13 protein-coding genes and 1 tRNA gene are annotated in these 11,883 nt (G+C 58.5%); 5 read left to right on the top strand and 9 right to left on the bottom strand.

Annotation, left to right across the window (positions count from 1 at the left end):
• The 3 genes from AC4GMC_RS08300 to prfA all read right to left on the bottom strand — a co-directional run.
• On the bottom strand, positions 1-134 hold a 134-nt coding region (locus AC4GMC_RS08300; RefSeq protein ID WP_487879449.1), incomplete at its 3' end, for a DUF4167 domain-containing protein.
• Positions 135-387: 253 nt separating this feature from the next.
• Positions 388-1,245 carry a peptide chain release factor N(5)-glutamine methyltransferase gene (gene prmC / locus AC4GMC_RS08295; RefSeq protein ID WP_487877632.1) on the bottom strand — a complete coding sequence of 286 codons (858 nt, stop codon included), beginning with the start codon at positions 1,243-1,245 and terminating at the stop codon, positions 388-390.
• Positions 1,242-2,297 (bottom strand): peptide chain release factor 1, encoded by a 1,056-nt coding sequence (gene prfA / locus AC4GMC_RS08290; protein ID WP_487877631.1) that lies wholly within the window; start codon positions 2,295-2,297, stop codon positions 1,242-1,244. Before prfA ends, prmC begins: the two co-directional genes overlap by 4 nt.
• Before the next feature lie 84 nt (positions 2,298-2,381).
• On the opposite strand from prfA, the gene AC4GMC_RS08285 reads away from it, so the two are divergent.
• Entirely contained in the window at positions 2,382-2,609 is a 228-nt protein-coding gene (locus tag AC4GMC_RS08285; protein ID WP_487877630.1) for a hypothetical protein, read from the top strand.
• On the opposite strand, the gene AC4GMC_RS08280 is transcribed toward AC4GMC_RS08285, so the two are convergent.
• A complete protein-coding gene (locus AC4GMC_RS08280) occupies positions 2,606-3,073 on the bottom strand; it encodes a DUF1499 domain-containing protein (protein WP_487877629.1) in 468 nt (155 codons plus the stop codon). The two genes, AC4GMC_RS08285 and AC4GMC_RS08280, sit on opposite strands and share 4 nt — an antisense overlap.
• Before the next feature lie 146 nt (positions 3,074-3,219).
• Between AC4GMC_RS08280 and AC4GMC_RS08275 the strand changes: the two genes are divergently transcribed.
• Positions 3,220-4,491 (top strand): alkyl sulfatase dimerization domain-containing protein, encoded by a 1,272-nt coding sequence (locus AC4GMC_RS08275; RefSeq protein ID WP_487877628.1) that lies wholly within the window; start codon positions 3,220-3,222, stop codon positions 4,489-4,491.
• 21 nt (positions 4,492-4,512) lie between these two features.
• Here the strand turns inward: AC4GMC_RS08275 and AC4GMC_RS08270 are convergent, their stop codons facing one another.
• The gene (locus tag AC4GMC_RS08270; protein ID WP_487877627.1) at positions 4,513-5,712 is read right to left on the bottom strand and encodes a glycerate kinase type-2 family protein; all 1,200 of its coding nucleotides are present in this window, start codon (positions 5,710-5,712) and stop codon (positions 4,513-4,515) included.
• 184 nt (positions 5,713-5,896) lie between these two features.
• Positions 5,897-5,980, bottom strand: a tRNA-Leu gene (locus tag AC4GMC_RS08265).
• A 249-nt stretch (positions 5,981-6,229) separates the two neighbouring features.
• On the opposite strand from AC4GMC_RS08265, the gene AC4GMC_RS08260 reads away from it, so the two are divergent.
• Positions 6,230-6,742 (top strand): Hint domain-containing protein, encoded by a 513-nt coding sequence (locus AC4GMC_RS08260; protein WP_487877626.1) that lies wholly within the window; start codon positions 6,230-6,232, stop codon positions 6,740-6,742.
• On the opposite strand, the gene AC4GMC_RS08255 is transcribed toward AC4GMC_RS08260, so the two are convergent.
• Complete coding sequence (locus AC4GMC_RS08255; protein ID WP_487877625.1) at positions 6,739-8,313, bottom strand: NAD(P)H-hydrate dehydratase; 1,575 nt, start codon at positions 8,311-8,313, stop codon at positions 6,739-6,741. The genes AC4GMC_RS08260 and AC4GMC_RS08255 overlap by 4 nt on opposite strands.
• Positions 8,314-8,480: 167 nt before the next feature.
• On the opposite strand from AC4GMC_RS08255, the gene AC4GMC_RS08250 reads away from it, so the two are divergent.
• Both AC4GMC_RS08250 and glnA read left to right on the top strand, forming a co-directional pair.
• Positions 8,481-8,819 carry a P-II family nitrogen regulator gene (locus AC4GMC_RS08250; protein WP_038003588.1) on the top strand — a complete coding sequence of 113 codons (339 nt, stop codon included), beginning with the start codon at positions 8,481-8,483 and terminating at the stop codon, positions 8,817-8,819.
• A gap of 39 nt (positions 8,820-8,858) precedes the next feature.
• Positions 8,859-10,265: a type I glutamate--ammonia ligase gene (glnA, locus tag AC4GMC_RS08245; protein ID WP_487878888.1), complete on the top strand. Its 1,407-nt coding sequence runs from the start codon at positions 8,859-8,861 to the stop codon at positions 10,263-10,265.
• A gap of 94 nt (positions 10,266-10,359) precedes the next feature.
• Here the strand turns inward: glnA and scpB are convergent, their stop codons facing one another.
• Complete coding sequence (scpB, locus tag AC4GMC_RS08240) at positions 10,360-11,067, bottom strand: SMC-Scp complex subunit ScpB (RefSeq protein WP_487877255.1); 708 nt, start codon at positions 11,065-11,067, stop codon at positions 10,360-10,362.
• Positions 11,064-11,855 carry a segregation and condensation protein A gene (locus AC4GMC_RS08235; protein WP_487877254.1) on the bottom strand — a complete coding sequence of 264 codons (792 nt, stop codon included), beginning with the start codon at positions 11,853-11,855 and terminating at the stop codon, positions 11,064-11,066. The genes scpB and AC4GMC_RS08235 overlap by 4 nt, the downstream gene beginning before the upstream one ends.
• Between the last annotated feature and the right edge of the window lie 28 nt (positions 11,856-11,883).

The raw sequence follows: 11,883 nt of genomic DNA, 5'->3' as shown, positions 1-11,883 counted from the left end.
TTTTCGATGATCTGCTGAGGGGTGCCACGCACCTTGCCCTCGGGACCTGAGCTGTCAAAAACCCGGTTGACGACATTACCAACAGAGCGATTGCGATTGTTCTTATTCCGCGAGCGGGACTTGGAAGATCTCATGAGGATATCGGTTTTTGGCTTTATAAGCTATGGCCGCACAGGGCGGCTGGGAAGCAGGGTGCGCCGGAAGATGGCTGCGTTGTCCCCGCGATGTAAGTGGTTCAGTGAGGCGCTGGCGTGTTCTGCCAGACTTGCGACACCCCTCCAATAAGCATGTGCGGCAGAACGGGGCAAGTACAAAATGCGGCACTCTTTAAGATAATAAGCTCTGTACGGACTTTAACCACCGCCAGACCTCCTGCGTGACGGGCAATTACAGGGCAAGAGGTGCGCGCTGGCCGCGCACAACACGGTCATGTCCCGACAGGTCCTGCACCACAGTGACCCGTTGCAACCCCGCACCTTCCATCAACGCCGCGACAGCGGGCCCTTGGTCGTATCCGATCTCGACCATCAACCAGCCCCCCGCCACCAGACACGCGGGCGTCTGTGCGCACAAAATTCGGTACGGCGCTAGCCCGTCGCCGCCGGGAGTAAGTGCAGTTTTGGGTTCATACTCTCGCACCTCGGGGGCCAAAGTCGCGAAAGCGGCCTCGGTGATATACGGTGGGTTGCTCACGATCAGATCGAAAGTGCCTTGAACCTGCGCCAACCAATCGCTTTGCAAACACGTGAGCCGGGCCTCAACCCCGTGTCGGGCGGCATTGCGCCCAGCTACGGCTAGTGCTTCGGCAGAGATATCAGTGGCTATACCCTGCGCAGCCTTTCGCTCCGCGAGCAATGAAACCCCGAGGCACCCCGTTCCCGTACCCAGATCAAGCATCGTATCGAAGGGCACAGACAGCGCTTCTGCGAGTAGGGTTTCTGTATCGCCCCGAGGGGCCAGTGTCGCGGGGGTGACCTCAAACATGCGGCCCCAAAATACGGCTTCGCGCAAGATATGGCTGACGGGCATCCGTTGCGCCCGCTTGCTCAGCATCCAATCCAGATGGTCCTTGCATGGATCGCTTTCTGGAATGATCCGGCCCAAGTCTGCGGTGAAACTTGCGGGTGTTAGGCGAAATGCCGCCTGTATCAACAGGCGCGCATCACGCTCCGCCTCTTCCTTGGGCAGAGCCGCTAATTGCGCCCGCGCCGATAGCCACAGCGCGCGAAGGGTCGTGCCGCTCATGCCTCCATTTCGGCAAGCTGATGGGCCTGCGCATCGGCAGTCAGCGCGTCAATCGTCTCATCCAGATCGCCGCCCAGAATGGCGTCCAGCTTATAAAGCGTCAGGTTGATGCGGTGATCGGACATGCGCCCCTGAGGAAAGTTATACGTGCGGATCCGCTCTGAACGATCGCCAGAACCCACCTGCGCCTTGCGATCCGCAGAGCGTTCACCGTCGATCCGCGCACGCTCCGCCTCATAGAGCCGGGCGCGCAGCACGGACATTGCGATTTCACGGTTACGGTGCTGCGACTTCTCGGATGAGGTCACAATCAGCCCCGTGGGCAAGTGGGTAATCCGCACCGCAGAATCAGTCGTGTTGACGTGCTGCCCGCCTGAGCCGCTGGCCCGCATGGTGTCGATACGGATGTCCGTCGCAGGGATGTCGATATCCACATCCTCAGCCTCTGGCAGCACCGCAACTGTCGCCGCAGACGTGTGAATTCGCCCCCCGCTTTCGGTAGATGGCACACGCTGCACCCGGTGCACGCCGCTTTCGTACTTGAGCCGCGCAAACACGTTTTCGCCCACAATCCGCGCGGTCAATTCCTTTAGGCCGCCCAGTTCGGTCATCTGTTGCTCGATGATTTCGACCTTCCAGCCCCGCGCCTCAGCATAACGTTGGTACATGCCGAACAGGTCCGCGGCGAACAATGCCGCCTCATCTCCGCCAGTGCCCGGCCTGATTTCGAGGATCGCCGGTTTGGCGTCAGCAGCATCCTTTGGCAAAAGGGCAAGCCGCAGGGAATGCTCCAACTCCGGCAGGGATGCCTTGAGAGCGGGCAGTTCCTCTTCTGCCAATTCCTTCATTTCCGGATCAGCCAACATCGCCTCAGCTTCGGCGATGTCGTCCAACATCTGACGGTAGGCGGCGATTTGCTCTGCGACGGGTGTAAGTTCTGAATACTCTCGGGTGAGCGCGGCAATCTCGCTGGCCTTTGGGCCTGCGTTTAGCTGCGCTTCGATGTATTCGTACCGGCCCGTGATTTGGGCCAAGGTGTCCATGGGTATCATTTTGGTCACTTCGGCGATTGCGCCAGTTTGGTCAAGAGGGCCGCGCGTGCTATCTTTAGATAGTCAGACCGATGGGAGATCCAAATGCAACGAACGTTTACCCCGCTTCTCTGCCTTGTCTTTGCCCTAAGTGCCACACCTGTTCTTGCGAAAGAGCCGCCGTGTTATTGTAGAGACGGGCAAGGCAACCCTGTGGCGCTTGGCGAATTGCGTTGCCTTACGGTGGGCGGACGCAGTTTTACTGCCCTGTGCGACATGAGCCTGAACACGATGACATGGCGCGAACAATACGACGGCTGTGTCTCGAGTTAACCGCCCGCTCCAAGGCGCGCCTCAATCGCGGCAACCCAGCGCATAACGCGCTTGGCGTTTACGCCTAGGTCCGAATGCCCATCCCGCGCCCGGGCATAGGCATGCATCACAGTGCCTTCCTCAACGGACTGAAGCGTGATTGAGATCATGTCGGGAAAACCCATCAGTTTCGATCGTTGAACGTATGTCACGAAACCATCGGGCGCACCGCCTGCCATTACAAACGTTGCAGGCTCCGCCGCGACGACTGCATCAAGGGCGGCCGCCACCGTTGCCACGTCGGCGCCAAAAACCGCCGGAGGCTGATCGCCCCCCTCAGCCATCAGAAAATCGTTGGGCTTTCCCGTCCGCACAACCTTTGCGGGATCAACATGCCATTGATTTGGATAGAGCGGAGCATAGCGCACATACGCGACCCCAAAGGCCGCAATCAGCCCGACTCCGATCAGTGCATTTTTCAACATTCCAGTCGTCCCTTGTGCAATTTGCAACGATTTTCGCTTTCGATATCTGCGCGTTACATAAGTAACACTGGGTAGACGCAGGGCAAGAGATCGACTAAAATGGACGCCCAGACCGTCAGAAAGTCCTGACACCACCGAGACCGACCATGCCAAATCGCTCCCACCCGCTTCTATCTTCTTATGCGGCACACTTCACGCAATCGTTTACGGAACTCGCCCCTGGGGTGTGGTCTGCGGTGGGATTTGCCAAGGCGAATGTCCACATCATCGAGGGCAAAACCGGCTTGGTGGTGATCGACAGCACCGACAGCATTAACGCCGCCCAAGCGGTTATGGCACAGGTCCGCAAGGTCACGCAAAAACCTGTTCGTACGCTTATCTATACCCACGGTCACCGCGATTATATCGGTGGGGCTAGTGTATTTGCCAACGACACCACAGAGATCATCGCCGCCGCTGGTTTTCAACCGGAGATCGCGGCCCAAAATTCGGCGACAAATCAACCCATCGTCTCTGCGGCACGGGCACGACGTACACGCCGGATCGTGGGGGCTGATCTGCCCAAAGAGGATCAACTCTTTGCAGGCTCAGGTCATGCAAAATCCTCGCGTGGGGCACGCGGCACGGGATATTTGCCGCCCACGCGGACCGTTGACGCCGATGGCACATGTCTTGAGGACGACGGGCTGCGGCTGGAATTGCACAGCGCACCTGGCAAAAGCCCCGACCATATCGTGGTGTGGCACCCGCAGGCCCGCACACTTTTTTGTGGCGGCAGCTATTATGCGGCCTTTCCCAACCTTGCAGCGATACGCGGTTCAGGGGCCCGTGATTTTGAAATCTGGGCGCGCTCTCTTGATCGCTTGATCGCGTTTGAGGCTGATGTTCTTGCCCCCGGGCACACCAAGCCCGTCGTCGGGGCCGACATCATCCAAGAGGTGTTGGGCGATTACCGCGACGCCATCCGGCACATCATTCTTGCCACCGTTGAAGGGCTGAATTCCGGCCGCTCCGTGGATGAATTGGCGCAATCCATTGCCCTGCCCCAAGCGCTCGCGTCGAAACCACACCTGCAAGAAGTATATGGCCGTGTGGATTGGGCCGTCCGAGCCTATGCCCAAAGCGCGCTAGGATGGTTAGATGGGAACCCCACCAGTCTCGCGCGCCTATCCCCCAAGGAGGAGGCGACCCGAGTAATCGCGCTCGCGGGCGGACCAGATGCTGTTCTATTGGCTGCGGAAGAGGCCGATGACCCACAGTGGTCAATGGAACTTTGTGACCGGTTGATCGCAACGGGCCACCACGTGGCTGAGGCGCGCGGCCTCAAACACGCCTGCCTGCGAATTCTGGGGGAAAGCGAGCAGAACGCGATTGCACGCAATTACTATCTGTCTTGCGCGCTAGAAATGGATGTCTGAGGGCTGGTTCTGCCCCGACGACTAGCCCACCCATAGAATTTGAAGATCGGCGACATTAGTCCCTGTGGCCGGCATTTGCAGCAAATCGCCTGCCCGAGACAGGGCGGCATAGCTGTCGTTATTTTCCAACAACGCCTCCGCCTCGGGACCAATCCGCGCCCATGTGCCATTGTCGACAAGGCCGCCTGCGGCATCGGTCGGGCCATCGCGCCCATCTGTACCACCGGACAAAAACACAAACGGGCGATCAAGGTCCTGCAATTCACGCGCGACCCGCAGCGCCAACTCTTGGTTGCGACCACCCTGCCCTGTTCCACGCAATAGAACTGTCGTTTCCCCGCCCATAATCCACATCCCGGCGCCTGAGCGCGCAAGCGTCACGATCTGTGCTGCGGCGTCAGCGACGTCGCCCTCAAGAGCAGCAACAATCACCTGTGCATCCGGCGCCGCCTTGCCCATCGCCTGAACAGATAGCGCATTAGACCCCACCATAAGAACGTCTGCCGGGGGTGTTGTGCCTTTGCGCTCCACTCTGCTCAGCGCCGCATGTACCGACGCGGGCATGTCCGCCCAAAGCCCCGCATCCCGCACGATTTTCTGGGCCTCGGCTACATCGGAAATCGGCCCAGCCGTTGGGCCAGAGGCGACGGCCCTCGGATCATCGCCCACAACATCCGAGAGCACCAAGCTTGTCATCCGCGCAGGAGCAGCCGCGCGCAAAAGCCCACCACCTTTGGTGCGGCTTAGGGCCTGACGCACGATGTTCATCCGTACGATATCCAACCCTGCGCCCAGCAAGCTGGCGTTGACCGATGCCTTTTCTGCTAAGGTGACACCCTCCACCGGAGCCACGCACAACGCCGAACCTCCGCCAGAAATTAGCGCAAGCACATGCGCCTCTGGTCCATGCCCCTGCGCAATAGCCGAGAGCCACTCCAGCGCCGCTTCCCCCGCCGCCGCTGAGAGTTCAGATGGCACTGGATGATCCCCGATCATGACTTGGGTATTCTCCAGGTCAGGCACAGGCTGATCGGTCGTAATAACAAGGCTCGGGATACCTGGAAACTGCGCATGCACTGCCGCCGCCATACGTGGCGCAGCTTTGCCCACTGCAATTACATGGGTCGGACGAGAAAGCCCTTGAAGCGCAGCAGTTACCGCCTCAAACGGATCCGCCGCCGCTACGCCGGCATCAAAAATTTCTCGAACCTGTTCGCGCATTGGCTCCCCCCCTTCGTTTGCAGTTTAACGGGTAGAGGTCGGCCGAGGTAATCTCAAGGGTCGCAAGGTGACGGCACGATCAAAACGGCCGCTCGAACATAAGCGCTGTGTGCAAAGCGGCAAATCAAACGTCTGCTCGTGACCCGATGGCCCCGGCGCAACCTAATTTCGATGTCCGTTTGTTTGGTGCGGCTGGAGGGACTTGAACCCCCACGCTAAAAGCACTGGTACCTAAAACCAGCGTGTCTACCAATTTCACCACAGCCGCAGTGTGGGGTGATTAGCAAAGCCGGAGGGTGGAGAAAAGAGGCAACATGCCCGAAAAGCCTGAAGTGTCGAAAATTTTCACGCTATATTGCAGCCCCAAGCGGCCCATTGCTGTTCGACAGTCCACAGCAATGCTCAAGGGTCAACTTTTTTGACCCAAAACTATTCTCAATTTGAGGAAAACCTGAGGGGCATCGAGGCATACCATTAGGGCCCTGTTTACGGATTTCGGGGCACACCGGGCAACAGCATGAAACATGATAGCCCCCCCTCCCCGCGCGCTGGTTCGCGCATTATGACGCACATGTCCCTTGTTCACGGGGTCACGGCAAACACGAAAATTCTGACGTGCAGTGGTGAAAAAACCGCGGCACACCTTAAGACGAGCGATCGGATCATTACCCGTGACAACGGCGTTCTACCGCTTGTGGCGACCATCACGCGCACGCCAAATATGCACCAACAGATGGTGCATATACCGGCGAATGCTTTCGGTGTTGGACGACCCGCTTGCGACATGCAGGTTCTGCCGGACCAACCGATCATCGTGCGCGATTGGCGTGCCATGATGCTCTATGGGCGCAAGCAGGCGCGGGTCGCGGCGTCTCGGCTGATCGACGGGATTATCGTGCGCGACTGCGTCAGCGACGCGGAAAAGATGGTTGCCTTGCATTTCACGGCGCCATCAGTTGTCTATGCAAACGGGTTGGAATTGCTCAGCGCGGGTATGTGCTTGGATCCCATTCCCGGTTGCTTTGACTAGCTGAGCGAAAGGTCGAGCAACTTGGCCAGAACATTAGGCACGGTGTCCGGCAAATCCTCTGCGATGAGGCCCGGGCCAAAGGCGCGTGCAGCCTCAACATGCAGCCAAGCCGCTGCCGCAGCGGACCACGCCGCATCATGCCCCGGCTGGGTCATACCGGCGGCAATAAACCCGGCCAATACATCGCCCGCACCTGCGGTCGCCAGCCAAGGCGCTGTCCGATCATAGACGGCCGAATGCACATAGACATGACCGTTGGGCGCCGCGATGACAGTATCGGGCCCCTTGAGCAAAACGGTGCAGCCTGCAGATGCCGCTGCCGACCGAGTTGCATCAATCTTGGAAAAAGCGGGGCCATTAAGCCCATCACCCACATCCGTTAATCTTTGCGCCAAATCCCGCCAAAGGCGCGCAAACTCTCCCATATGGGGCGTCAAAATGCAGCCTTCATGCAGGTTCGCGCGCAAATCAGCATGCCCCGCAATCAGTGTCAGGGCATCCGCGTCCAGCACACACGGCAGCCCTGTGGCCAAAGCCGCCCGCACCAAATCGGCATGGCGATCCTCCAAACCGAGGCCCGGGCCGATCACAAGCGTTGAGATTTTGGCCGCGGTAACAAGCTCGTCCAGATCATTACCACTGTCGCAGCGACGCAGCATGACCGCAGTTACCTGAGTGGCACATTCCATCAAAGCGCTCCCGGGTGCAGCAAGCGTCACAGCGCCCGCGCCGACCCGCAACGCACCACGTGCGGCAAGCCGCGCAGCACCCGTGCGCCCCATGCCCCCCGCAGCGACCAAAACATGCCCATGGCTATATTTGTGCCCCTGAGCCTTTGAAAAGTGCGCCCGCAATGGATCGGCATCGCGTTCAGGATCTAGCAAGGTCACTTTTCCATTCGGGGTTGCGGACGCGGATCGCGCATCGCGCCAAGCGGATAAACCCAGATCGACAAGCTCCAACTGACCGCAGGCCTCCGGGCCCTGCGCCAAATAATGCCCGACCTTTGGGCACTCAAACGTGACAGTCAGATCCGCCGCACCAATCCCATCCGCGCGCCCCAACCAACGTCCGCTGTCGAGGCATAGACCAGACGGAGCATCGACAGCGACCACAACGCCGGGTTGGTTAAAGGCATAGCGCAACGCCGCGATCAAAGCGGCGTCCGGGCCCCGCGTTAAGCCCGTACCAAAAACCGCATCAATCGTCACATCAGGAGCCGGCGCAGCGGCCAATGCCTCAACCATCAAAGGCGCAAACCCTTGCGCCCAGCGAGCTGCGTTATGCTTTGCATCGGGCGTCTTGGCCTCGGCTAGGGCGAACACATGCACCTCCCACCCGCGCTCCGCCAAGAGGCGCGCGATAACATAGCCGTCCCCGCCATTGTTGCCCGGACCGCACAAAACGTGACAGATGTGTCGACCTTTCGCAAAAGACGGAAACCGCTTGATCGCAGCCTCAACAACGCCTTGCCCGGCTTTTTCCATCAACCCCAGCCCCGTCACAGTGCCCGCTTCTATCGCGGCCATTTCTACTGCCCGCATCTGGGCTGAAGTCAGCAATTCGCTCATCAAACCACGGCACCCTTCAAACACTGCATACTTATTATGCTAAATGCCTAAAAATTAGGCGGCGCCCTCAGAATCCCCGAGTGTACCCCCACGCCATTACCATACCCAATTGCACCCCCCTCTGAGAAGTGATCTGCCCGTCCCCAACTGCGTAGGAGGAGCTGGGTATGAAAAAAATTGAAGCCATCATTAAGCCGTTCAAACTCGACGAAGTGAAAGAAGCCCTGCAAGAAATTGGCATTCAGGGTCTGTCAGTTACGGAAGTGAAGGGCTTTGGTCGTCAAAAAGGCCACACCGAGCTTTATCGCGGCGCCGAATACGTCGTCGACTTCCTGCCCAAGGTCAAAATCGAGCTTGTCATCGCCGATGACATGCTAGACGGAGCCATCGACGCCATTGTCGGCGCGGCCAAAACCGACAAAATCGGGGATGGTAAAATTTTCGTTTCAGACATCGCGCAAGCTATACGCATCCGGACCGGCGAAACCGGCGACGATGCAGTCTAATCAGTCCACACAAACCACAGAGCACAAAGGGGAAGCTCCATGAGCAAAGACGCTGTTCTTAAGATGATCAAAGACGAGGACGTCGAATACGTCGACATCCGCTTCACTGATCCACGCGGCAAACTACAGCACGTTACGATCGTAGCTGACCTTGTAGACGAAGACTTCTTGGACGAAGGCTTCATGTTCGACGGCTCGTCCATCGCTGGGTGGAAATCCATCGAAGAGTCGGACATGAAACTGATGCCCGACACGAACAGCGTCTATCTTGACCCGTTCTACGCCGAAAAAACCATCTGCATTCACTGCTCCGTGGTTGAGCCCGACACCGGCGAACCCTACCCCCGTGACCCCCGCGGCACAGCCGAAAAAGCCGAGGCTTACCTCAAGTCCTCCGGTATCGGTGACGTATCCTACTTTGGCCCCGAAGCTGAATTCTTCCTGTTCGACGACGTACGTTTCTCGAACACGATGAACAAAGTGTCGTTCGAAGTCGACGCTCAGGACGCATCCTGGAACACAGACGCTGAATACGACATGGGCAACATGGGCCACCGTCCCGGCGTTAAGGGCGGCTACTTCCCAGTAAACCCAACCGACGCAGCCCAAGACCTGCGGTCCGAAATGCTCTCCACGATGAAGCGCATGGGGATGAAGGTCGACAAGCATCACCACGAGGTGGCGTCGTGCCAGCACGAGCTGGGCCTGATCTTTGGCTCGCTCACGCACCAAGCCGATGAGCTGCAAAAATACAAATACGTGATCCACAACGTGGCCCACGCCTACGGCAAGTCCGCAACATTCATGCCCAAGCCTATCGCAGGTGACAACGGCACAGGGATGCACGTGAACATGTCGATCTGGAAAGACGGCAAGCCCCTGTTCGCAGGCGACAAATACGCTGATCTGTCGGATGAGGCTCTGTACTTCATCGGTGGTATCCTGAAGCACGCAAAAGCGTTGAACGCCTTCACGAACCCTTCGACGAACTCTTACAAGCGTCTGATTCCCGGCTTTGAAGCCCCCGTTCTGCGCGCCTACTCGGCACGTAACCGGTCCGGCTGTGTCCGTATTCCATGGTCCGAGTCGCCCAAAGCCAAACGCGTGGAAGCCCGCTTCCCCGACCCAGCCGCGAACCCCTATCTGTGTTTCGCTGCACTGCTGATGGCTGGCCTTGACGGTATCACCAACAAGATTCACCCCGGTGAAGCGTCCGACAAAGACCTGTACGATCTGCCACCAGAAGAGCTGGCCGAGATCCCAACGGTCTGCGCCTCCTTGCGTGAAGCGCTCGACGAGCTGGAAAAAGATCACGACTTCCTTCTGGCCGGTGACGTGTTCACCAAAGACCAGATCCAAGGCTACATGGAGCTGAAGTGGGAAGAAGTGTACAACTACGAGCACACACCGCACCCCGTTGAATACGGTATGTACTACTCCTGCTAATTATCTGATTATTCAGATAAATAAGGGCGCCTCTTGGGGCGCCCTTTTCCGTTTAGGATCGGTGTATCAGAGCCATATGGCCAATCGGGCCCAGCTAAGGATCTTCGATCAGCGGGTCGCTATCGCCCAATGCGTCTGGTTCAAACAGCCCATCTTGGCCATCATCTTGCGCGGCTTCATCCACCATTTCTGTGCCCGGAGGTGGCCGATTTTCCAACAGGCCCGCGGCGCGCAGTTCCTTGAGGCCCGGCAGGTCACGTGCGTTCTCAAGGCCAAAGTGATCAAGAAACTCTTGTGTCACGATAAAGGTCACGGGTCGTCCCGGCGTCATGCGCCGCTTGCCCAACTTGACCCATTCCAGCTCAATCAGTTGGTCCACCGTGCCTTTGGACACAGAGACCCCTCGAATTTCCTCGATCTCGGCGCGGGTGACTGGTTGATGGTAAGCAATGATCGCCAGCGTTTCGATCGCGGCCCGGCTTAGTTTACGTGTTTCAATGATCTCACGGGTCATCAAAAACCCCAAATCAGCGGCTGTGCGAAACGCCCACGCATCCCCAACGCGAAGCAATTGCACCCCCCGCCCCTCATACCGTCGGCGCAAGAGGCTCAAGGCAGCAGGGGCATCGCAGCCATGGGGCATACGCGCGTGTAATTCGGGAATACCAACCGGTTCGGCGCTGGCGAACAGGATCGCTTCAACCATCCGCTCCTGCTCGGCCAGTGGGGGCGCGGCAAACAGGCTCTCGGATTGGGGGGCGTTCGTTGCCTCCGCCTGATCGTGTACATCGCTATCTGTCATCGCTCTGCCTTGCTGCGGATTTGAATGGGGGCAAAAACCTCGCCTTGGCGCAGTTCGATCGCACCGCCCTTTGCCAACTCTAGCGTTGCGGCGAATGTCGCGGCTGTAGCCGAGCGGCGTTTTACCGGGTCAGAGGTCCAACCCGCCGGAAGATAGGACATTATATCTGTCCATTCGCCGACATAACCCATCATGCCGCGAAGCCGCTCCAACGCCTCTTCCATCGTGTAGACGCTGTCGCGATCAAGGATGAATGGCCTGAAATCGTCGCGGGTTCGTATGCGCGCGTAACCCTGCATTAGGTCCAAAAGCGTAGCCGTATAGGTGATACGCCGCGCGCGAGTGACATCCTCAGTGATGCCGCGAGCAAAGCGATCCTTGCCCAGTTGATCGCGCGCCATCAGCCGCGCCGCCACATCGCGCATAGCCTCCAGACGTTCCAACTGAAACGCGAGGTGCGCCGCGAGATCTTCACCCGAGGGACCCTCGGCGGTGGGATCAGGGGGCAAAAGCAGGCGCGATTTAAGAAAAGCCAACCACGCCGCCATCACCAGATAGTCCGCCGCCAATTCAATCCGCAATTCAGCTGCTTTTTCTACGAAAACGAGATATTGCCGGGCCAATTGTAGAACTGAGATTTTGCGAAGATCGACCTTTTGCGTACGCGATAGCATCAACAACAGATCGAGTGGCCCCTCAAACCCATCCACATCAATGATGAGCGCTTCGGCAGCGAGCCTATCCTCAACAGAAATACCCCGCGCCTGAGGTGCCGCATCGGTGTCCATGCGACGGTCTGCGGGCCATTCTGTCCCA

This window comes from Thalassobacter sp. (genome assembly GCF_982993085.1).
The sequence above is the reverse complement of the archived record's forward strand: the minus strand, read 5'-3'. Positions and strand labels throughout refer to the sequence as shown.

What these genes read in the sequence shown, in the direction of transcription:
- AC4GMC_RS08270 (WP_487877627.1), bottom strand. Translation starts at nt 5,712, where the DNA reads ATGCGCGAACAGGTTCGAGAAATTTTTGATGCCGGCGTAGCGGCGGCG.
- AC4GMC_RS08275 (WP_487877628.1), top strand. Translation starts at nt 3,220, where the DNA reads ATGCCAAATCGCTCCCACCCGCTTCTATCTTCTTATGCGGCACACTTC.
- AC4GMC_RS08260 (WP_487877626.1), top strand. Translation starts at nt 6,230, where the DNA reads ATGAAACATGATAGCCCCCCCTCCCCGCGCGCTGGTTCGCGCATTATG.
- prmC (WP_487877632.1), bottom strand. Translation starts at nt 1,245, where the DNA reads ATGAGCGGCACGACCCTTCGCGCGCTGTGGCTATCGGCGCGGGCGCAA.
- AC4GMC_RS08235 (WP_487877254.1), bottom strand. Translation starts at nt 11,855, where the DNA reads ATGGACACCGATGCGGCACCTCAGGCGCGGGGTATTTCTGTTGAGGAT.
- glnA (WP_487878888.1), top strand. Translation starts at nt 8,859, where the DNA reads ATGAGCAAAGACGCTGTTCTTAAGATGATCAAAGACGAGGACGTCGAA.
- prfA (WP_487877631.1), bottom strand. Translation starts at nt 2,297, where the DNA reads ATGATACCCATGGACACCTTGGCCCAAATCACGGGCCGGTACGAATAC.
- AC4GMC_RS08280 (WP_487877629.1), bottom strand. Translation starts at nt 3,073, where the DNA reads ATGTTGAAAAATGCACTGATCGGAGTCGGGCTGATTGCGGCCTTTGGG.
- AC4GMC_RS08250 (WP_038003588.1), top strand. Translation starts at nt 8,481, where the DNA reads ATGAAAAAAATTGAAGCCATCATTAAGCCGTTCAAACTCGACGAAGTG.
- scpB (WP_487877255.1), bottom strand. Translation starts at nt 11,067, where the DNA reads ATGACAGATAGCGATGTACACGATCAGGCGGAGGCAACGAACGCCCCC.
- AC4GMC_RS08285 (WP_487877630.1), top strand. Translation starts at nt 2,382, where the DNA reads ATGCAACGAACGTTTACCCCGCTTCTCTGCCTTGTCTTTGCCCTAAGT.
- AC4GMC_RS08255 (WP_487877625.1), bottom strand. Translation starts at nt 8,313, where the DNA reads ATGAGCGAATTGCTGACTTCAGCCCAGATGCGGGCAGTAGAAATGGCC.